Origin of the sequence: Effusibacillus consociatus, assembly GCF_042652925.1 — a bacterium.
Classification (GTDB): Bacteria; Bacillota; Bacilli; order Tumebacillales; family Effusibacillaceae; genus Effusibacillus; species Effusibacillus consociatus.
On sequence record NZ_JBHSHC010000096.1, the window covers coordinates 19,725 to 40,534 of the forward strand.

The 20,810-nt window shown below is 48.9% G+C and carries 22 protein-coding genes; 18 read left to right on the top strand and 4 right to left on the bottom strand.

The features are described from left to right. Positions 1-2: 2 nt before the first annotated feature. The 5 genes from ACFO8Q_RS11540 to ACFO8Q_RS11560 all read left to right on the top strand — a co-directional run bounded on the left by ACFO8Q_RS11540 (position 3) and on the right by ACFO8Q_RS11560 (position 6,011). Entirely contained in the window at positions 3-1,385 is a 1,383-nt protein-coding gene (locus ACFO8Q_RS11540; protein ID WP_380026097.1) for a sensor histidine kinase, read from the top strand. A gap of 71 nt (positions 1,386-1,456) precedes the next feature. Beyond that, the gene (locus ACFO8Q_RS11545; protein WP_380025927.1) at positions 1,457-2,938 is read left to right on the top strand and encodes an efflux RND transporter periplasmic adaptor subunit; all 1,482 of its coding nucleotides are present in this window, start codon (positions 1,457-1,459) and stop codon (positions 2,936-2,938) included. 14 nt (positions 2,939-2,952) lie between these two features. After that, on the top strand, positions 2,953-3,669 hold the full coding sequence (locus ACFO8Q_RS11550; protein WP_380025928.1) for an ABC transporter ATP-binding protein: 717 nt from the start codon (positions 2,953-2,955) through the stop codon (positions 3,667-3,669). Next, the gene (locus ACFO8Q_RS11555; protein WP_380025929.1) at positions 3,666-4,886 is read left to right on the top strand and encodes an ABC transporter permease; all 1,221 of its coding nucleotides are present in this window, start codon (positions 3,666-3,668) and stop codon (positions 4,884-4,886) included. The genes ACFO8Q_RS11550 and ACFO8Q_RS11555 overlap by 4 nt, the downstream gene beginning before the upstream one ends. Before the next feature lie 15 nt (positions 4,887-4,901). Beyond that, entirely contained in the window at positions 4,902-6,011 is a 1,110-nt protein-coding gene (locus ACFO8Q_RS11560; protein WP_380025930.1) for a stalk domain-containing protein, read from the top strand. A gap of 40 nt (positions 6,012-6,051) precedes the next feature. Here ACFO8Q_RS11560 and ACFO8Q_RS11565 read toward each other — a convergent pair whose 3' ends face one another. Continuing rightward, the gene (locus ACFO8Q_RS11565; protein ID WP_380025931.1) at positions 6,052-6,741 is read right to left on the bottom strand and encodes a DUF4931 domain-containing protein; all 690 of its coding nucleotides are present in this window, start codon (positions 6,739-6,741) and stop codon (positions 6,052-6,054) included. 110 nt (positions 6,742-6,851) lie between these two features. Between ACFO8Q_RS11565 and ACFO8Q_RS11570 the strand changes: the two genes are divergently transcribed. The 5 genes from ACFO8Q_RS11570 (at position 6,852) to ACFO8Q_RS11590 (ending at position 10,742) form a co-directional block, all read left to right on the top strand. After that, entirely contained in the window at positions 6,852-7,511 is a 660-nt protein-coding gene (locus tag ACFO8Q_RS11570; protein WP_380025932.1) for a hypothetical protein, read from the top strand. A gap of 83 nt (positions 7,512-7,594) precedes the next feature. Then, positions 7,595-8,359, top strand: a complete 765-nt coding sequence (locus ACFO8Q_RS11575) for a C39 family peptidase (protein ID WP_380025933.1) — start codon at positions 7,595-7,597, stop codon at positions 8,357-8,359. An 87-nt stretch (positions 8,360-8,446) separates the two neighbouring features. Further along, on the top strand, positions 8,447-8,617 hold the full coding sequence (gene tatA, locus ACFO8Q_RS11580) for a twin-arginine translocase TatA/TatE family subunit (protein WP_380025934.1): 171 nt from the start codon (positions 8,447-8,449) through the stop codon (positions 8,615-8,617). Positions 8,618-8,654: 37 nt separating this feature from the next. Next, positions 8,655-9,362, top strand: a complete 708-nt coding sequence (locus tag ACFO8Q_RS11585) for a response regulator transcription factor (RefSeq protein ID WP_380025935.1) — start codon at positions 8,655-8,657, stop codon at positions 9,360-9,362. A gap of 3 nt (positions 9,363-9,365) precedes the next feature. Further along, entirely contained in the window at positions 9,366-10,742 is a 1,377-nt protein-coding gene (locus tag ACFO8Q_RS11590) for a sensor histidine kinase (RefSeq protein WP_380025936.1), read from the top strand. 8 nt (positions 10,743-10,750) lie between these two features. Here the strand turns inward: ACFO8Q_RS11590 and ACFO8Q_RS11595 are convergent, their stop codons facing one another. Together ACFO8Q_RS11595 and ACFO8Q_RS11600 are read right to left on the bottom strand one after the other, a co-directional pair. After that, a complete protein-coding gene (locus ACFO8Q_RS11595) occupies positions 10,751-11,359 on the bottom strand; it encodes a DedA family protein (protein ID WP_380025937.1) in 609 nt (202 codons plus the stop codon). A 137-nt stretch (positions 11,360-11,496) separates the two neighbouring features. After that, positions 11,497-12,912 (bottom strand): PIG-L deacetylase family protein, encoded by a 1,416-nt coding sequence (locus ACFO8Q_RS11600; protein ID WP_380025938.1) that lies wholly within the window; start codon positions 12,910-12,912, stop codon positions 11,497-11,499. 361 nt (positions 12,913-13,273) lie between these two features. On the opposite strand from ACFO8Q_RS11600, the gene ACFO8Q_RS11605 reads away from it, so the two are divergent. The 6 genes from ACFO8Q_RS11605 to ACFO8Q_RS11630 all read left to right on the top strand — a co-directional run bounded on the left by ACFO8Q_RS11605 (position 13,274) and on the right by ACFO8Q_RS11630 (position 18,905). Next, entirely contained in the window at positions 13,274-13,729 is a 456-nt protein-coding gene (locus ACFO8Q_RS11605; RefSeq protein ID WP_380025939.1) for a hypothetical protein, read from the top strand. Between the two features lie 108 nt (positions 13,730-13,837). Further along, on the top strand, positions 13,838-14,686 hold the full coding sequence (locus tag ACFO8Q_RS11610) for an electron transfer flavoprotein subunit beta/FixA family protein (RefSeq protein ID WP_380025940.1): 849 nt from the start codon (positions 13,838-13,840) through the stop codon (positions 14,684-14,686). 15 nt (positions 14,687-14,701) lie between these two features. Then, positions 14,702-15,814, top strand: a complete 1,113-nt coding sequence (locus ACFO8Q_RS11615) for an electron transfer flavoprotein subunit alpha/FixB family protein (protein WP_380025941.1) — start codon at positions 14,702-14,704, stop codon at positions 15,812-15,814. Continuing rightward, positions 15,811-17,115: an FAD-dependent oxidoreductase gene (locus tag ACFO8Q_RS11620; protein WP_380025942.1), complete on the top strand. Its 1,305-nt coding sequence runs from the start codon at positions 15,811-15,813 to the stop codon at positions 17,113-17,115. Before ACFO8Q_RS11615 ends, ACFO8Q_RS11620 begins: the two co-directional genes overlap by 4 nt. Beyond that, complete coding sequence (locus tag ACFO8Q_RS11625) at positions 17,112-17,390, top strand: ferredoxin family protein (protein ID WP_380025943.1); 279 nt, start codon at positions 17,112-17,114, stop codon at positions 17,388-17,390. The genes ACFO8Q_RS11620 and ACFO8Q_RS11625 overlap by 4 nt, the downstream gene beginning before the upstream one ends. Before the next feature lie 507 nt (positions 17,391-17,897). Continuing rightward, positions 17,898-18,905 carry an extracellular catalytic domain type 1 short-chain-length polyhydroxyalkanoate depolymerase gene (locus ACFO8Q_RS11630; protein ID WP_380025944.1) on the top strand — a complete coding sequence of 336 codons (1,008 nt, stop codon included), beginning with the start codon at positions 17,898-17,900 and terminating at the stop codon, positions 18,903-18,905. 10 nt (positions 18,906-18,915) lie between these two features. Here the strand turns inward: ACFO8Q_RS11630 and ACFO8Q_RS11635 are convergent, their stop codons facing one another. Beyond that, positions 18,916-19,335, bottom strand: coding sequence for a hypothetical protein (locus tag ACFO8Q_RS11635; protein WP_380025945.1), 420 nt, complete (start codon positions 19,333-19,335; stop codon positions 18,916-18,918). Positions 19,336-19,469: 134 nt separating this feature from the next. Between ACFO8Q_RS11635 and ACFO8Q_RS11640 the strand changes: the two genes are divergently transcribed. Together ACFO8Q_RS11640 and ACFO8Q_RS11645 are read left to right on the top strand one after the other, a co-directional pair. Further along, positions 19,470-19,766 (top strand): hypothetical protein, encoded by a 297-nt coding sequence (locus ACFO8Q_RS11640; protein WP_380025946.1) that lies wholly within the window; start codon positions 19,470-19,472, stop codon positions 19,764-19,766. A 27-nt stretch (positions 19,767-19,793) separates the two neighbouring features. Further along, positions 19,794-20,630, top strand: a complete 837-nt coding sequence (locus ACFO8Q_RS11645) for a family 1 encapsulin nanocompartment shell protein (RefSeq protein WP_380025947.1) — start codon at positions 19,794-19,796, stop codon at positions 20,628-20,630. Positions 20,631-20,810: the final 180 nt, after the last annotated feature.

Sequence of the window (20,810 nt, forward strand, 5' to 3'; positions counted from 1 at the left end):
AGGTGAGAAGCATTTTTTTCAAGCTGTTCATCACATACGTGGTGATTTTGTTTCTTTCGTTTTCCCTGTTCAGCGTTGTTTCTTTCTGGTTGTTTCAAAATAACATAAGCCAAAGACATCAAGATTCGCTTTCGAATCAAGCAAAAATCGTTGTGCAATACATTGAAACCGCGTACCAAAAAGGCTGGAGCCGGGAGACTTTGATTTCCTCGCTCGAACTCAGCATTGCCAAGCAGGATAGGGTTGTCTATTTATATGATGAAACCGGGAAATTGATGTATCAAGCCGGCAAAAACGACAGTGCTTTTACCTTGGATCCCGAGATTGTGCAGGCAGCTTTACGCGGGGACAAAATCATTCGTAAACTGGAGCAGGATGAGCGACGTGTAATCTTAATGGCGCAGCCGGTCAAGGGAACGGTTCCGATGCAGGAAAAAGTGCTGGTCATGGTTTCTTACGGGTTTGAAAGGGATTTCAATCAAGTCAAGTACTTGCTGCTGTTGGGAATTGTAATTACCCTTGCAATCACCGGAATCTGCACTTTTTATGTGTCAAAAAAAATCACGGCGCCGTTAAGGGAAATGAATCAGGTAGCTTTGCAATTTGCGAAGGGGAAATTCAGCCAAAGGGTGAAGGTGAAAAAGCAAGACGAGATCGGACAGCTTGGGGCCACGATGAATTACATGGCACAGGAACTATCCGGCATTGAGCAGATGAGGAAGGATTTTGTCGCCAACGTATCACACGATTTGCGGTCTCCGCTTACTTCGATTCATGGATTTTTGGGAGCTCTTTTGGACGGTACAATCCCGCCTGGTCGGCAGCAGCATTATCTTTTGATCATGAAAGAAGCAACGGAACGACTGATGAAACTGGTCGATGATTTGTTGGATATGGCAAGGATGGAGGCGGGGCAGCTGAATATCAACCCCGTTCCGTTTAATTTAACGGAACAGGTTCGAAAAGTGATTGCCCGGTTGGAACCGGAGTTTCTCAAACACCAGATTCAAGTCCGATTGCTGAAAGACGATGAACAGGAAATTGAGGTGATTGCCGATCCCGACCGGATTGATCAAGTGATGGTCAATCTGATCCAAAACGCAATTCAGTTTTCTCCTGCAGGGGGGACTGTGGTCATCACGTTGAAAAAAATGGACCGGGCCGTCGTGTCAGTCCGGGATTACGGTGTCGGTATCAAACCTGAAGACATTAAGTACATTTGGAAACGCTTTTATAAAGAGGATAAAGCGAGATCAAAAAAAGCCGGTACCGGAATCGGTCTATCCATTGTCAAACATATATTGGATCTGCATGAAAGCAGTATTCATGTGCAAAGCGAACCGGGACAAGGGTCAGAATTCAAATTCACTTTGCCGTTGGCTTGATCTGTTCATCTTCTGTTCATAAACAGATGCTATCCTATGATCTATGAATTCGATGATAGGAGGGTAAACAAGTGACGGGCAAGAAAAGAATGATTCTGATCGCAAGTGTCGCAGTTCTCGTGTTGGGCGGCGGTGGAGGGTATTACGCCTATGCCAAAAGATCTTCCGCCTCGGCTGCCAGCAATTTTCTGATTGGGGAAGCCAAGGTCGGCAGCGTAACAAAAGTCGTTACCGCCACCGGCACCCTTCAAAACAAGAGTATTGTCAATTTGAGCTTCGGCACGGCCGGACGCATAGCAAGCCTCAAAGTTCAAGCAGGCGACACGGTAAAAAAAGGCCAGGTGCTGGCCGAACTGGACAAATCGGTCTTGCTCAACCAGGTGGCGTCCTCACAAGCTAACCTGAAAAGTGCCCAGGCCAAACTGAATTCTCTGCAGCAAGGTCTGTCGGAGGGGGATTTGGCCAGCCTGCAATCCCAGATCACCCGTGCGCAGGCGGATCTGGAAAATGCTAAGCGAAATCTTGAGCTTGCCAAGCAAAATGCTGATTCCAGCTATTTGCAAAACCAGGTCCAAGGGGCGGCCAATCAGCTCTCGTTGGCCCAAACCCATTATGATACGGTAAGCAAAACGGGTGACTCGGTGCAGATCGCAATGGCGAAGGCTCAGCTCGATCAGGCAAATAAAAATTATGTTGCCGCCATAAGCGCTCAGTCGAATACAACGCAAGCGCAGACACAACTCATGACCGCTGAAAATGCGCTTCGAACGGCACAAGCAGCTTATGACTCCGCCGTAACCCAATTAAACAGCAAAAAACAGCCGCCCACCGCAAGCGACCTGGCACAGGCGCAAGCAGCTGTAGAGCAGGCCCAAGCCGCTTTGGCAACTTCGGAGAACAACCTGGCGCAAGCAACGATGATCGCCCCGTTTGACGGTGTGGTGACTGCGGTGAATCCGCATGAAGGGGAACAAATAGGAGGAACGGCAGCGGTGCTGTCTCTGCAATCAACCGATTCCGCTCCCCAGCTGGTCGTTCCGGTTGACGAAGCGGACATCAGCTTGGTGAAAGTGGGGCAGACAGCAACTGTTACTGCCGACTCTTTGCCGGGGAAGCGGTTTGAAGCTTCCGTTCTGCAAATTGCGCCTGTCGGAACCACCCAGAATAATGTAACTACATTTGCTGTCACACTCTCGTTTACCGGTGACACTTCAGGTCTCATGATCGGCCAAAGCCTATCGGCAAAAATTCTGATTGAAAAACGGGATAAAGTCCTGACGGTTCCGAGTGAAGCCATCCGCGGTGTCGGCAATAAACGGACGGTTCTTGTTTATAAATCCGGTTCGGAGAATCCTGTCCCGACCGATGTCACAACCGGCCTAGACGATGGAACGTCTGTGGAGATCCGCAGCGGGCTGACAGAAGGACAAAAAATCGTACTTGGCACAAAGTCGGCCCCCCAATCGAGTGTGCAAGGCAATCCTTTTGGCAGCGGCGCCGGGCGGGGTGCCGGAGGCTTCGGCGGCGGTGGCAGCGGCGGACGGAACCGTTAAGGGAGGGTGCATTGATGATTACATTACGCGACCTTCACAAGATTTATCGCACGGGGCATGTGGAGGTTCACGCCTTGAAAGGAGTGGATCTCCATATTGAAAAAGGGGAATTCGTCTCGATCATGGGACCTTCCGGGTCCGGAAAATCGACTATGATGAACGTATTGGGCTGTCTTGACAAGCCGAGCTCGGGAGAGTACGTCCTTGATGGAATCAATATCAGCATGGCAACAGATGATGAGTTGGCAGCCATTCGCAATCGAAAAATCGGGTTTATTTTTCAATCCTTCCATTTGTTGAAGCGCAATACTGCGTTAGAGAATGTGGAGCTGCCGATGCTGTACGCTCGGGTTCCGGCTGCCATTCGCAGGGAAAAAGCGATTCGCGCTTTAGAGATCGTGGGATTGGCCGATCGGATGAATCATCGCCCGAACGAATTATCCGGCGGTCAGCAGCAGCGCGTAGCGATAGCCAGAGCGTTGGTGAATGATCCGGCGATCCTTCTGGCGGATGAACCGACCGGTAACTTGGACAGTCAGACTACCGAGGAGATCCTGGCCATTTTTCAAGAGTTAAATGAGATGGGGCATACGGTTGTCATCGTTACGCATGAACCGGATGTCGCCGAGCATACCAAGCGGATTGTATGGTTTCGGGATGGCGGAATTGCCAGTGACAGTAGGGTATCGAACCGCCGCTTTGTGATGAGCGCAAAGGGGGGGACCGCATGAATTTCTACGAATCTATCAGGGTGTCTCTGCAGAGTTTGGTTGCAAACAAATTGCGATCCACCTTGACAATGCTGGGGATTATTATCGGGATCTCTTCCGTTATCGTCATGGTGTCGATCGGGCAAGGTGCAACCTCCTATGTGACCAATCAAATCCAAGGCTTGGGTTCGAATTTGCTGATCGTGCAGCCGGGACAGGCCAGTTCGGGCGGTGTCTCCATGGGAGTCGGAAGTTCGAACACTTTGAAAATAAGCGATGTGGCTGTCATTCAAGAATCGTCCCCCGCCATACAAGGGGTTGCACCTATTACGTCGCGGTCCGTGCAAGTGGTTTATCAACAGCGCAACACCACGACCCAAATTACGGGAACAACGACCGATTATTTGCAAGTACGGGCTGCGAATACACAGTTTGGCCGATTTTTTAATGAGAACGAGCAGAACGGTGCAGCCAAAGTCGCTGTTCTGGGGACGACGGTGGTGCAAAATCTGTTTGGATTCGCAGACGTAAACCCCGTGGGAGAGACGATTCGAATCAATGGAATTCCCTTCCAAATCATCGGCGTGATGGAAAGTAAAGGCAGCAGCGGCCTTCAGAACACGGATGACACGATCTTGATACCGATTGAAACCGCAAGACAGCGATTGGTTGGGACTGACAATGTTCGAAACATCTTAATAGAGGCAAAATCGGCTGATCAAATGGAGCAGGCCAGTATTGAAGTCAGGAGAAGTTTGCGGAAAGCCCACCATCTTACAGCAAATCAGCCGGATGACTTTATGATCACGAACCAGGCTGACATTCTCAGCGCATCGCAGGGAATTACACAGACTCTGACGCTGTTTCTGGGCGGTGTAGCCGCGATCTCTCTCATCGTCGGCGGGATTGGTGTGATGAATATCATGCTGGTATCCGTAACGGAGAGGACAAAGGAAATCGGGATCCGGAAAGCGTTGGGAGCCAGACAGCGGGATCTGCTGGTGCAGTTTTTGATCGAAGCGATTGTGTTGAGTTTAATCGGCGGCATCATCGGAATTATTCTCGGCGCGGTCGGATCGTTCGGGTTGGGGCGGGTGATGAATTTTGCGACCACACTCTCGATCGGCGCCGTCCTGACAGCGTTTGGATTCTCCGGCCTGATCGGCATCGTGTTTGGGGTATTCCCCGCGCGAAAAGCGGCTCGCTTGGAGCCTATTGAAGCACTGCGTTATGAATAGATGGAGGGAAATCCAATGAAAAAACCGGTATTATGGTTGCTATGCGGAATGGCTGCCGGCAGTGTAGCCACTGCCCCGATTGTCGCGGGGGCGGAAAGTTTGCAGGTGGCGATTTCAAACGTCAAGCTGATGATGAACGGCGTTGATAAAACGCCGGCTGGCGGAAGCTTCTGGAACGGGATTGCGCAAGTGCCTGCAGCTTTAGAATATCAAGGAACTACCTATGTCCCTGTGAGATATGTGTCGGAGGCGTTAGGATACCCTGTGGAATGGGAAGGGACAACCCGCACCGTCTTTATCGGCAGCAAACCGGTGGTTGGTTCAGCTCCGGCGTTGCCGATAGGGCAGTCTGCCCGACCGGAACAGAACGTGCCTGTAACTTTCACACCGCTGAATTCCGTACTGTATGACACGGGAGATACAAACTTGGTCAAGGTGTCGGTTGCTGTCCGAAACGATGATACGAAGCCGTTCAGTTTCGGAGCTTACCAATCGTCGTTCACCCATCGCGACGGTACGCAATACACTGGAACTCTTTACGTGCCGCAGGGGTCCGACTACCAAATTGATCCCAAAACGACCCGCGTTCTTCAGTATTACACAACTGTGCCCAAAGGGGTCGCGGAAAGCGATCTGACGTTCCAGCTTACAAAGGTTGATTTTAGTACGTATCCGGCTAAGATTAAGCCTTGGGCAACTGTTCCTTTACAGAGTTCCGCAGCCAACGGTACCTCTTATATGGGATACGACACGCCTACTTTTGACTTGGTACCTTATCAGGTTCAATTGGGTTCAATTAGTTCATGGAGTTACGATTACAAAGCCTACACACAGGTGTACAAGCTCCATGTGAAAACCTCTAAAACCGACAATGTCAATGCATTTCCCAACGCAACCGAACTGATTTTTGAAGTTGTGGACGGAAACGGTCAATCGGTGGCGCAAACCCGGTATGCTGTCGGAACCAGCACAAATGCAGCTGTTCCGGTTCTCGGTGACGGTGACCAGTATATCACTTTCAATAATCTTACTTGGTCACGATACAGCAGTTCGGGCACGAAGATCCAGGTGTATGAAGCTTTTCAGCAGGGCAAACGGTTATTGGGCGCTTTCTCCATAAATTGATGTGACACACTCCCGGGGGATTCTCCGGGAGCGTTTGAATTTATCTTGTCAGTTGTGAAGCGGGCAAATACTTCCCCTGTATGTCCCTTGCCACTTCCTCCAGTCGGTCCGACACCTGCGGGATCGAATAGCCTACAAACAGCGGGGAAGCAGCAAAGCGGGGGACTATTTTGGCGAAAATCCGGCCTTCGATTTGGTAGAAGAATAGGTTATAGCTGTTGCAATTTTTATTAAAGTGGTTCAGCACATAGCGGGCAGCTATCTGGATATAGTCGGCCATCTGATTCAATTGCCCCATTTCGGGCAGCCTGGCATTGAATTCAAAAAATCCCATCCGTGGAGCAGTTGAGATGTTAAACTCGACCCCATTTCGTCTGTCAATGACCAAGCCTTCAAAATGTTCCGCCCTCACATGCTGTCGATAATCGATATGCTTTAGCCCGACGATCTGCATATGAGGGTGATGAATCGAGCCTCCGGAAAGCGGTCCGTGATTTTTATAAAAGATGACCGATGTAAACTCCCCGGATGCTTCCATTTCCAACCACTTTTCAACGCCGAAGCGAATCAGTTTATGAAGATGTTCTCTTGAATAGGTTGACAGTTCCGAGTCGCAATCGTCGGTCTCGATTACTACGGTTTGAAATGTGTCTTCCAGGGTGGGATATTTATTTTTGACCAGCAAAATAGGTCCTTCTTGAGCGAGAATCTCCTCTTCATGCTGCTGCATCTTAATCCTACCAAATTCCTGCAACCTTTCCACAATTATTCCACAATTTTTGGTTAGACTGGGACATGAGGGTAGGGATCACATAAAAACCGATCTAAGGAGTGTTGAACATGAAATGGAAGCCGATAGCCGCATCATTGGGAGTTGCGATGCTCTTGCTCAGTGGATCCGCATTTGCCCAAACCGGAGCGGCAGTTAAGACGGAACAAAGCAATGTCGCGAAAGACAAATACGAAGTCCTGAAAGAATTGCAAGCGCAGGAAAAAGAATTGAATCAGCAATTGAAAGAGAAGTACAAGGACAAAAAAGAAGCCGTCAAGGATAAGAAGGGCGAAATCAGTCAAGAGGTTCGCGACAGGGTAAAAGCGGTGATGGAAGAGGTGAAAGCCCTCCATCAGCAGGTAAAGGAACTGAAGCAGCAGGTGGAAGAAGCAAAGAAGAACAAGGATGAAGCAAAAGCGGAAGAGTTGAAGAAACGCATTGCGGATCTTGAAGAGCGGATTAAGGCGAAGCGCGACTCGATCAAAGACGATCTTGCAAAGATCAAGGAAGTCCGCAAGTCGATGAAGGAGAAGTTTGGAGACCTGAAAGATGCCCGTTCTGACGTGTTCAAGCATCTCAAGCAAATGCAGCATGAAAAGCGGGAGCTTCTGAAACAAGCGGCCCAATTCAAGAAAGAGGGCGATGAAGCCAAGCTGATGGCAGTTCTCGACAAGGCCATTGAATTGGAGAAAAAGATCATTCAGGCCAAACAGGAGCTCTTGAAGTAACGCTAACGACATTCCCGTTCCCGGAGAGAATGCCCGCCATCCTCTCCTTCCATCTGCACCACTCCTGGGGAAGGAGAATGATCATGAAAAAGAGAAGAAATTTATTCTTTGCACTGGCATTGAGTATTGGGATAACCGGATTGGTTCATAAAATGCAGGTAAACGCGGATCTCTTGTTTCCCTCTTCAGGAGAGGAAGCGGTTCGTCATGTCCCACAGGATGTTTCCAAAATTCCGCCCCAGGATCAGAATCGTAAAATTCTCATCCGAGTGCCGGCACAGTCACAAGCTGAACTGTACAATGGCTGTGAAGTGACAAGTCTTTCCATGCTGCTGTCGGCTGCCGGGCATCCGTTTGACAAGAACGAACTGGCATACTGGATCACGAAGGATGGAACACCACTGCAGGAGGATGAAGACGACACTATCATTTCGTGGGGAGATCCCAATTCAGGGTTCGTTGGAGACATCACGGGTGAAAGTCCGGGATATGGAGTCTATCACGGACCGGTCGCCCAATTGATAGACACTCTTTTGTCAGAAGGGGCAGAGGACCTCACTGGACAACCATTTGATGAGGTTTTGTCGCGGGTAGCCTCCGGAAAGCCTGTATTGGTTTGGGCGACGGTTGAATTTCAACCGACATCTTCCTGGGTGAAGTGGACCGGGCCACATGGAACTGTTACCGCCACTTTTGACGAGCATGCAGTACTGCTTGTGGGGTTTGACGCCAATCATGTCTACATTAATGATCCTCAGGACGGGACAGCCGGGAAAGCGGTTGATCGACAATCGTTTATCGCCGCTTGGGAGCAATTAGGAAAGCAGGCGGTAACGTTCAAAGGATAGATGTAAGAAACAGCTGGCGGGAAGTGCCGGCTGTTTCTCTTACCGAATGCAAGTTTTTATACCTGAAAATAGGCAGGAGGAACAAGAATGTTTCAAGATATCGGAATTCCCGGTTTGATTCTTATCTTAATCGTGGCACTGATTGTGTTTGGCCCCAACAAATTGCCCGAAATCGGACGGGCTCTCGGTAAGGGAGTCCGTGAATTCAAGGATTCCATGCGCTCTATCACCGAAGATGATCACGACCCGAAAAAATAAGATTGCTTCATGGTACAATGGAAAGTGGTGACCCATGATGACAGAAGAACAAACGAGAACGATTTTTATAGTGGATGACGACGAGAAAGTCAGGGAAATCATTGAGCGGTACCTGCAGGCGGAAGGGTATCAGGTTCGCACATTCGGGCGTGCCCAACCCGCTTTGGAAGCGTGGAAGCAGGGGGAACCGGACATGTTTATCATAGATATCATGATGCCCGGAATTGACGGATATGAATTGTGTCGGAAGATTCGTTCCGAGAGTATGGTTCCCATCATCATGGTTTCTGCGAAAGACGAGGAAGTGGACAAAATTGTGGGATTTGAAATGGGGTCTGACGATTACCTGTCAAAGCCTTTTTCTCCCAGGGAACTTGTGGCACGTGTGAAAACGATGTTTCGTCGAATCAATTCCCTCCAATCCGAAAGGACGGAAGAAAGCAAACAGCAAGTCATCCGTTTTGAGGATTTGGCATTGCATCTTGATCAGCGGCGGGTGGTGAAGAACGATCAGGAGATTCCCTTTACCACAAAAGAATACGAACTGCTGACTTTTTTGGTTGCGAACCGCAACAGAGCTTTTACAAGAGAGCAGTTGTTAAATCAAGTGTGGGGGTACGAATACTTAGGGGATGAACGGGCGATCGACGATCTCGTCAAACGTCTGCGAAAGAAACTGAAAGCGGCCGATTCAACCGTTGAGATTAAGACTGTATGGGGCTACGGCTACAAATTGGAAGGATAAACCATGAAAAGTTCGATCGGAAAGAAACTGGTTCTGACTTATCTCGTTTTAATTGGTGTCACGTTGGCAGTATCCGGTGTCTTATTTAACGCATTCATAAAAAATTATATGGTGGAGGAAGCCAAATCAAGCCTGCGAACCGAAGCCGGCCATCTGATCGAGCTTATGGGTGCGGACCAAGCGGCTGTAATCGACCCAATTAAAAAACGGGTAATAACAAAAATCGCGCTAAGCACAATTGAAAGCGATTATTTCATCGTTCAGAAAAGCAATCAACAAGTGATTGCTTCCAGTTCAAAAGATATCGTGAAGTTGAACCGTTCTCCTTTCCCCGTATCGGAAGTCTATGAAGGGAGAGGGATCGAAGGCGAGGCACAAGTAAAGGGCAAAGACATTGTATATGTTGCTTTGCCAATGGATTTGGGAAAGGGCAGCCAGGTGACACATGCAGTGGTGCTTTTCACCGAACTGCAGCACATTCGCAGCGCAACGCGTGAAGTCGTCATGCTCCTGATAAAAGGTTTCGTCATTACCGCGATTGTGATGCTGATCGTCGCTTATATCATGATGCGTTCCTTGACCCGTCCCTTGCAGAATCTGAGGCAAGCGGTGATGAGGCTGATGAACCGGGATTTTACTCCGCCTCAGATCGTAAAGACGGGAGACGAATTGGAGGAGCTTTCGAAAGCGTTTAGCGACATGACCGTGGCATTGAAGAAATATGATGAAGGGCAGCGACGATTCCTTCAAAACGCCTCGCATGAATTAAAAACGCCGTTGATGGCAATTCAAGGGTATGCTGAAGGAATTCGCGACGGAATTTTTCGAGGGGCTGATGCGGAAAAAGGATTGGATGCAATCTCAACCGAGAGCAAGCGGTTGAAGAAAATGGTCGATGAATTGATTTACCTGTCCAAGCTCGAAACCTTGGAGGGAATGTTTGATCCGCAGCCTGTAGACCTGAAACTCATTTTGCAGGAAAGCATCGATCGGGTAAAAAGCCTGGCCCGGCAAAAAGGTGTGCAGATTGACTTGCACGGTGACCTGGACAAACGGTTGATGCTTGACCCTGACAAAATGATTCAGGCTTTCATAAACCTGATCGGCAACGGGATTCGTCATGCGAATTCTCAAGTGAGAGTGGAGCTCGCGAGCTTTGATTCAGTCGTTCGGATTACGGTTGAGGATGATGGCCCCGGATTGCGTGAGGGAGACAAAGAACGGATATTTGAAAGATTTTTCCGGGGCAAGGATGGAGATACCGGCCTTGGACTGGCGATTACGCGCGCGATCATTGAAAAAAGCGGCGGCATAATAAAAGCCGATAACGGCACGAACGGTGGAGCCGTCTTCACGGTTGAGTTCAGAGCGAAGAAATAGACCAAAGCTTATAGTTTTGCCTTTCTTTTATTCATCAATTGGCGGGTGCCCCATCCTATTACCAAGAAAAGCAGGACGCTAAGGACCAATACCCACATATATTGGTGAAGGGCTTCCGAAAAAACCCGCCAATGTTCCTGCAAATAAAAACCGATGGTAACAAAAGTTAGAACCCAGAAGAGACCGCCTGGCAAAGCATAAAGAATAAAATTTCGGTAAGGCCACTTGCTCACACCTGCCGACAGGGCAGTGAAATGGCGGATACCCGGAACAAAATATCCGAATGTTACCGTGAATTTGCCAAAGCGGGTAAACCATTGCTCCGCTTTTTGCAGCTTTTCAGGAGTAATCGAAATCTTCCGGCCGTATTTTTCCAGAAGAGGAAGCCCGAATTGATGGCCGATAAAGTAGCTGAGCGACATTCCGAGAATACTTCCCACGAAGGCAACCAGTACCGTAATAAGGAAACGGAGCTCCCCTTTTGAAACCAGAAACCCGGCAAATGTCATTAACAACTCGTCGGGCAGAGGAATCCCGACGATTCCCAGGACTTGTGCGGCAAATAATCCGAGATATCCGTAATGGTCTATAAAATACAAAACTTTATCCTGAATCAATCGTGTTCCTCCCTCGCCGCAATGGAGTCGCAGAATCGTTAGAGCGAATCTACGGGACAATTGCATGCATGTTTATATTACATGCATGTTTATATTACATGCATGTTTGTATTATACGATATGTTCTTCTTCATTTGTTATTTCGTCAGTTTTATCAACCGCCATGCCGTTTTATCGATTCGTTCCACCTCAATGAATGTGTCAGCCGCAACCAAAAGGGATGTTGTCCCGTCAATCGAGTCACGGGGCAGGGAGATCCACAGTCTGTTCCCCTGCACCTGCACGATTGTACCGGAAGGAAGATCCAAACTGTTCCCCGCATATTTTCTGGCGGACACTTTTGAGTTTTGCACGGTCAAGTCCAGCCTTTTCACACCTGTCGGCTGAAAGATGCGGATTCTGACATTGTACATCACTTGTGGACTGATCGGCCCGCCGGTTTCCAGTCCAATATGGAACTTTTCATTGGTGAGAACGCCACCGACAGCCATTATGTCGGCCTGACGTTCCACTTGACGTCTGAAAGTATCCGCGTAAGCATCGAAGAAAAGGGTGTAGGGCAGCCTGTTCGGATCGCTGAAATCAGGGGTGCCTGAAACGGTGGGAAGAACCGGGTCTTTGTAGGTGCCCAGCAGTTCATTCGCCCGTACAAAAGCATGCAAATAGGGACCCATGACTTTCGTTTGGGTCGCGTATTTGTCAATGGCTGCTTTTTTCTTGGTCTCTTCCTGCTCCGTCACGGGGATATAAATCCAATGGGTGTCCAAGCCTGCCAAAACATGAGGCGGGTGCAAAGGCAGGGAAGGCTCGTATCTCCACGGCACCGGAAAATCCCCCCGGTGAACCAGATAGGTCCATTCTCTCACCTGATAGTTTTGTTCCGTAAGCAAATATTTTACAAAAGCACTGGTCGCCCAGTGATCGTGGTGCTGGTCGTTCGGATCGGGATATACCACGTCTGTCGGCTGGAACTCTCGAAAGATTTCCGAGAGGTTTTTCAAGACATTCTCTCCACAATAGGGTGCATTTTTTTCATAACTGAAGTCATAAGGTGAACGTACACTGCCATTCAATCCTTTATGCAGATGGTCATAATCCCAGTCCGATTCCCATAGACTGTTCACTCCGCCATCGGGATACCCCAGAAAGACAACGTTTGCTTCCGGTACGCCAAAGTGCTTCAAAGCGTTCAGGGATTCCAGACGACGGGCTTGTCCCAATCTTCGGAAGTCATCCGGACCTGGCTCTATTGTCATGAAATTTTCTTCTGCTGCCCTCCTGAATCCGTCCCCGTTGGTCATAATCACCACTTTTACCCGCTTGCCTGCTGCGAGAGCTCTCTGAATTACGCCCGCCCCACCCAAAGTTTCATCATCGGGGTGTGGAGCGACAATTAAAGTTCGATCTCCAATCGCAAACGGAGGTTGAGGAGGAATTTTTTTTGCAAGCCGCAGCAGGTCGGCTGCAAAGGGGCGGAAGAATGTGTATGCAAAAATGGTAACGAGCACTACTCCAACTGCAAACCATAGATAGCGATGTCGGCTGCGTGTCAAAAGCCCATTTCCCCCTCCTGAAATTTTTCCTGTATGTATCATGTGTAAAAGCCCGTTCTAGTATTGCAGAACGGGCTTTTTTCCGGACACAAGCGAAAAAACGAGCAGCATCACAAGCAGGAAAATAATCAGGAACGCGACCAGCCAACGGATCAACAGGGCGGTTTGTTGGTCCACCTCAATCCCCCTTTGCAGGTTGCTTATGCTAGTAGATGCAAAACCGCTTCAGTTTGCTTACGGCAGCCGACCATTTTGCCTTCCGGAGCGATAAGGCTTTCGTTTGATTCTGAAATGAAGGAGGAAAGTGTAACGAGAGAGGAGTAAATATAGAGTAGACAACAGATACGATAGGGGGATGGGCATGGCGTGTTCGCTGGTGGATCGTTGTCATGAAGTCAAGCAAGTTTTGCAACAAAATGCGTTGGAGAAGCTTCTCTGCGCAAAAACTTTCCTGCAGGCAAGTGTTGACCAGAAGCTGATCTATGCGATTCGTTATCTGGAAACGGAGCTGAAAATGCATCAGGAAGTACGGACTTTATGGCCCTATTTGCTGGCAATCCCCAATCGGAAAGAAGCAAATCTCTTCTGCCAAATGTACCAATGCGAGCTTGGGCAGTTGGGGGAAGTTGTGCAGTCGCGAATCGATCGGCTTAGCAATTCTTTGAAAGTGATTCAGGATAAGATGGTTCCTGCTGCGTCACCCAGTTTGTTCTGGAGCATGATGAGAAATCAATTATTGGAAAAAGTTGGGCTGGAGGCGCGGGAAATCATAACAAAATACGAGAGTGCTGGAGGACAAGTGTTTTTTAATTATTAACAATAGGCAGAATTATCTGTTGACAAATGTTCCTATTTTCACAATAGAATAGAAGTAGGAGATTCAGTACCATTTTTTCCTTAGTTAAGGAAAGGGGAGGAGAAAGAGATGCTGCACATTGTTGTGTGTGTGAAACAGGTTCCCGACAGCCGTGAGATCCGCATCGACCCCAAGACAAACACCCTCATACGAATCGGTGTGCCTGCAATTGTGAATTTCTATGATTTGCATGGATTGGAAGAGGCATTGGTTTTGCGTGAAAAATATGGTGGACGCATTACAGTGATCTGTATGGGGCCTCCTCCGGCGGAAAAAGCGTTGAAACAATGTATTTCGCTTGGTGCTGATGATGCAGTGCTTGTTACAGACAGAGGATTTGCCGGTGCCGATACATTGGCCACTTCCTATGTATTGGCGGAAACCATCAAGAAAGTGGAAGAGACTTGGGGGCCGGTTGATATCGTTTTCACAGGGAAACAAACCCTGGACGGAGATACCGGACAGGTTGGACCCGGAATTGCATGCCGTCTTGATCTTGAACAATTAACCTATGTGGAAAAAGTGGTGGGAATTGATATGGCCACACGCCGAATTACCGTGCACCGCCACTTGGAAGACGGGGTTGAAGTGGTAGAGACCAAGCTGCCCGTCTTGATGACCGCTCTGAAAGAGCTGAATAAAGTTCGCCGTGCTCCGATGCCCGGCATGCTCCGGGCGGCACAATTTAAACCGACCGTTTGGACCACCCAGGACTTTCCGAACCTGGATCGCAGCAAAATCGGTCTGAAAGGATCCCCGACCATCGTAGCCAAATCATGGGTCCCTGAACAAAAAGCAGCCAATACGGAAATGATCGATGGTCGCGATGTTCAGGTGAAAGCGGCTACATTGGTCGACAAACTTTGGCAAACAGACCTGCCGGCCCGTTTCGGTTGGGATCAAAAGGCTAAAGGATAAGGGGGGCGGAATGAAATGGCGGAAGAAGTGAAAAAACAGCCTGTCGATGATATGCCGGATTGGTCGGCGTATCGAGGTGTCCTCGTATATATTGAGCATCGCGAGGGAGTTGCGAAGAGCGTTGGCTGGCAGCTCTTGGGGCAGGGGAAAAAACTTGCCGATAAGCTGGAAGTCGATTTGATGGCACTTGTAATCGGTTATAACGTCCAGCATCTTGCGGAAGAAGCGATTGCGTACGGGGCTAACCGGGTTTATGTGTGTGACGCGAAGGAACTGCAAAACTATAGGACCCGTCCATATTCCCGTGCAGCTATGAAAGTGATTCATGATATAAAGCCGGAAATTGTGCTTTTCGGAGCAACGGCGACCGGTCGTGATTTGGCGGGGGCGATTGCCACTCACCTTCCCACCGGATTAACGGCCGACACCACGGAGCTTGACGTTGAACCGCACCCGAGTCGTCTGCTTCTCGCTTCCCGTCCTGCGTTTTCCGAGAAAATGATGGCGACGATTTTGTGCAAACAGTATCGTCCGCAAATGGCGACCGCCAGAGCGGGAGTGTTTGAGGCGCTGCCGAAGGACACTTCCCGTAAAGGGGAAATCATACACGTAGAATTCGAGATGGACGAAGCGGAAATTGCGACAAAAGTGCTTGATTTTATTCAAGATCAGTCAAAGATTAACATCGAAGAAGCGGAAATCATTGTCGCGGGGGGCCGCGGCCTTGGAGGACCGGAACCGTTCAAAATGCTCAAAGAATTGGCGGATGAATTAGGCGGGGTGGTAGGCGCTTCCCGTGCGGCTGTCGATGCCGGCTGGATCAAACACGAACACCAGGTGGGACAGACCGGGTATACGGTTCGACCGAAGCTTTACTTCGCGGTGGGCATTTCCGGTGCGGTTCAGCACCTTGTGGGGATGCAGAACTCAGGCTTGATTATTGCAATCAATCGGGATCCGGACGCACCGATTTTTAAGGTTGCGCATTATGGTATAGTAGGGGACTTGTTCCAAATCGTTCCTGCGATAACAGAAGAGGTTCGCAAACGCCGCGGGCTTTCGTTCCTTCAACAGGAAACCGCAGCTGCAAACACTGCTGCAAACGAGGAAGGGGGCATCCGGGTATGACGATGAAATTCGATGCGATTGTTGTTGGAGCAGGACCAGCCGGAGCGGCTGCGGCGCTTACCATGGCCAAAGCCGGTCTGTCGGTAGTACTGCTGGAACGGGGAGAATTCCCGGGGGCGAAGAACGTCTTTGGCGGAGTACTCTACCGGAAACAGTTGGAGGACATCATACCTGAATTTTGGACAGAAGCTCCGCTCGAGCGGCATATCGTAGAACAGCGGCTGTGGGTACTTGGGCCTGAGTCGGTCGTAACCTTCGGCCATCGAAACGAAGCGTTCAAAGAGCCTTACAACTGTTGGACAGGAATGCGGGTGAAGTTCGACCAGTGGTTTGCATCCAAGGCGGAACAGGCCGGAGCGATCCCGGTGTATGAGACTGTTGCGCTGGAATTGATCCGGGAAGGCGACAAAGTGGTAGGCGTCCGGACAGACCGGGAACATGGCGATCTGTTTGCCGATGTGGTCGTAATCGCCGACGGTGTCAACTCGCTCTTGGGAAAATCGCTCGGAGTCCACAAGGAATGGCTGCCGCATGAAGTGTCGCTCGCGGTGAAAGAGCAAATTTTCCTGCCGAAAGAAAAAATCATGGATCGCTTCAATCTGGAAGGAGACGAAGGGGTCACGATCGAGTTCGTGGGTGAAACTTCACTGGGAATGACCGGTCTCGGATTCCTGTATACCAATAAAGAATCTCTCTCGCTCGGGATCGGTGTCATGGTCTCCGACCTCAAGAAGAATAAAATCAAGCCGTATGAACTGCTGGAAGGCGTCAAGAAGCATCCGACGATCCGCAAGCTGATTCAAGGCGGGGAAACAAAAGAATATGCAGGCCACTTGATTCCGGAAGGCGGCTTAAAATCGGTTCCCCAGCTGTCCGGAAACGGATGGGTCATTTGTGGGGATGCGGCCCAACTCGTCAACTTTGTGCACCGGGAAGGAACCAACCTGGCAATGACATCCGGGCGGTACGCGGCCGAAGCGATTATCGAGGCGAAGAAAGTCGGTGACTATTCCAGACAAACCTTGAGTCTCTATGACGCCAAGGTGAAGGAGTCGTTCATTCATAAGGATCTTAAGAAGTACCAGGGGCTGCACAGCCTCCTGAATGAAATCGATCCGAAGGTGCTGTTTGAAAGCATGCCGCGTGCGCTGAATGATGCAGCCTATGAAATGCTCCTTGTAAACGGCGTTTCCAAGGCGGAGAAACAGCGCTATGCGATTAAGCGACTGAAAGAAGCGGCAGGCGGATCGTGGGAAATGTTGAAACTCGGGTATAAAGGATGGAGGGCGATTAACGGATGAGTGCAACGATTGAAGAGAAATTGTTTACCATCCGCTACAAAGTGGATGAGCAATCGCATCTGATCATCGTCGATCAGGATGTTTGCATGAAATGCACGACCAAGGAATGCACCCACTTCTGCCCGGCGGATGTGTATGAATGGGAAGGGGACCATACATCCGTAGCGTTTGAAAACTGCATTGAATGTGGGACCTGCCGTCTCGGTTGTCCCGCTTATAACATCGAGTGGGTATATCCGAAAGGCGGTTACGGGATTACTTACAAGTTTGGTTAATCAACTATTGCAATTCGATGGGGCTGTCCCAAAAGTAGATTACCTGCTTTGGGACAGCCCCATCTTGTGTGGCGACGTGCGATTCCATGTAATCTATTGTGACATAATTAGTTGAAAAGTCAGACAAATCAAAATATTATTCAGACATAAGAGTAAACAGGAGGTGGACTCAAGGTTGATGCTTCCCGAGAATTCGCGTATTGCCACATGCATCACAACACTAAAAATCAGAGGTGATTGGTATGAAAGACTTTGACGACTTATATTGGATTGATCACGCAACCGCAGACGGATCTCCCTGGAATGACGAACCCTCCCCTGTCACAAACTCACCCCACGCTCAATAATCGGATCCGGTTGAAAAGCTTCTCGTTCTCGTGCCTTTGCCGGTACCGCCGCAAAGGCTCTTTTTTATGGCAAGTAGGTTGAAAAGCGGATTGCAACTTTGCTGTGACCGGGCGGTGATATTCTATATAAAAAAACAAGTGCAACAAGGAGGTTTTGATCATGAGATCCGTTTGTGTCCGTATTTTTGTGTTTTTGCTGGCGGTTGTTCTGGTTCTGTCGGCCCCGGCGGGAAGCCAGAAGATCGCATTGGCTGAAGGGAAATTTTTACCCGGTTCTTATACCAATGAGTATGGTACCCGCAATTATCAGCTGTACATCCCAAGCGGTTATAGAGGACAGGCGGTTCCGCTGCTTGTTATGCTGCATGGCTGTACCCAAGACCCGACGATTTTTGCGGCTGGCACCAAAATGAATCAATTGGCCGAACAGCAGACATTCTTGGTTTTGTACCCGGAACAGCCTTCCTCGGCAAACGCATCGAAGTGCTGGAACTGGTTTCTACCGGAACATCAGGAGCGGGACAAGGGGGAACTGTCACTGATCGCGGGAATGACAAAACAAGTCATGAACAATTACCATATCGATAAAAATCGAACGTATGTCGCTGGAATGTCGGCTGGCGGCGCGATGAGCGCCATTATGGGATCCGCTTATCCTGACTTGTTTGCGGCGGTTGGGATCAGTGCAGGGTTGGAATATAAGGCGGCCACCGATCTGATATCCGCATTGGAGGCGATGAAACTGGGGGGGCCGGACCCAAATCGGCAAGGGGTTCTTGCCTATGTTGCAGCGGGTTCCAATGCAAGAGCGATTCCCCTGATCGTTTTCCATGGGGCCTTGGATAAGACAGTCTTTGTGGTGAATGGAGAGCAGGTAATCTCCCAATTCGCCCAAACCAATGATCTTTTCTCTGACGGGCTGGACAATCAAAACATTACGGATCAACCGTCTTCTGTTTCAAACGGGCAAGTGCCGGACGGACATTCCTATACGGTATCTGTATACAAGGATCCTAAAGGGAATCCCTTGATGGAGAAGTGGATCGTGGAAGGAATGGACCACGCGTGGTCAGGCGGCACCGCGGGGATTCCCTATAACGATCCAAAAGGTCCCGACGCAAGCAGAGAAATGACCCGGTTCTTTTTTGAACATCCAAAAAATAAATAAGTGTGTTGACTTATGGCCAACTAAAATTTTGCAATTGATCGATCCCAAGATCGTCTAGAATACTGTCCACTTGTTTTTCTAAGGACGAACGGGAAGCCTCCTTACTGATTTCCAGCAAACGAAGCAAACGGGATTGTTTTTGTTCACAGGGCCATTTTTTATAAAAGAGGTTATTAGCGTCGCGAATCTTCTTATGCTCAGGATTGACTACCAGACTAACCTGATCCACATTGGCCACTCGAACCGTTCCATCTTCATCCATGAAGCCGAATGAGTAGATGCGATTGCCAATATAGTCGACACGTGTAATTACGCAGTTGCGATAGGAGATCCCATTTGTCAGTACAATGGAAGCTGCTTCAATGCATCCGCCAATTTCCTTGGTTTTCCCCAGTCCGTAATAAAAGTCAATCCATCCAAACAGTTGCATTCTCGTCCCCCATTCCGGAAATGAGAATCAATATCATTTTATAATATCATATTCAGTAAGGTTTGTCTTGTATGTAATCAGAAAAGTTTGATAAAATTACTGAAAGACATTTTGTTATTGAAAGGGGCGGAACCATGCATCCTATCCAACAACTTTTACAGATGGCGGAAGGGCAAAAGCAGAATATGGAGCATTTTGTGGAACATATGGGAGTTATCTTAAACAATGTGGAAGATAACCTCACGAAGGAATTGCTCTCTCACTTGGTTGAAGAAGAACATGAAAGGTTGGCTACGGTAAACAATCTGATCGAGAGTTTGCGTCAATGGAACTCGGGAGACGATCATGCACCTTCCGCATCAAACGATGAAAGTTTCCGATCTGCCGGAAGAGACAAAAAATTGACAGTCGGCAGTCTAATCGGATATTAATAGAAATCCCAGAAGGAGGGATATCACGTGGGAGTATTTGATTCGGAATTCCCGTTACATACCAATGAGATTGAACGATTACAAAGTATTGTGGTGGAAGCAGCGAGACGTCAACTGATTGGCAGGCGGATACTTGAAATTTATGGGCCATTGGGGGCAGGGATTCAAGGGGTTCCGGCTGACCGGTTTGAAAACGTCGAACTTGCGGCAGCTGATCAGTTGGGCCAGACAGAGGGGGAGGCGTTTGGTACAGGGCATCGCGTTCAACTCCCAATTCCCATTTTGTACAAGGATTTTATTTTACATTGGCGGGACATTGAATTCGCAAGACAGATTGGAACCGACATCGATTTCAGTGCGGCAGCTGGTGCTGCCTCTGTTGTAGCAACCAAGGAAGATGACCTGATATTCAATGGGAAAGCAGAGTTTGGAATTGAAGGGGTGACCAATGCGACCGGACGATTAACTCATATGATTGAAGATTGGACGGAATCGGGACGAGCTTATGCGGATGTAGTCCAGATGACAACAAAGCTGATCGAGAACGGTCAATTCGGTCCATATGCGATGGCAGTTCATCCAGCATTATACGCGAAAATGTTACGTGTCCACCAAGGTACGAACGTGTTGGAGATTGAACATATTCGCGAACTTGTCACAGCTGGAGTATACCAATCGCCGGTTATGAAGGAGAATACAGGTGTGATTGTCTCGGTTGGAAGACAGAATTTTGATATTGCGATTACGGAAGATCTTTCTGTGACTTATTTGGGTGCCGAAAGAATGAATCATCCGTTCCGTGTATACGAATGTCTGGTACCGAGAATCAAACGGCCGTCTGCAATTTGTTCATTTTCAGCGTAGGTACTTGAAAGGCTTGGATCTTTGTTTCCAAGCCTTTCAAATTTTCCCATCCTGTTTTTGCAACCGACTGAAGACGACAAAAGGGCGGCCTGGTTGTTCAGACCGCCTTATTTGTTTGATCGATCTATGTCGAAATGTGTTGAATAGTCTAGTTCCTTGTCATGTGTTGTGCTAGATTAA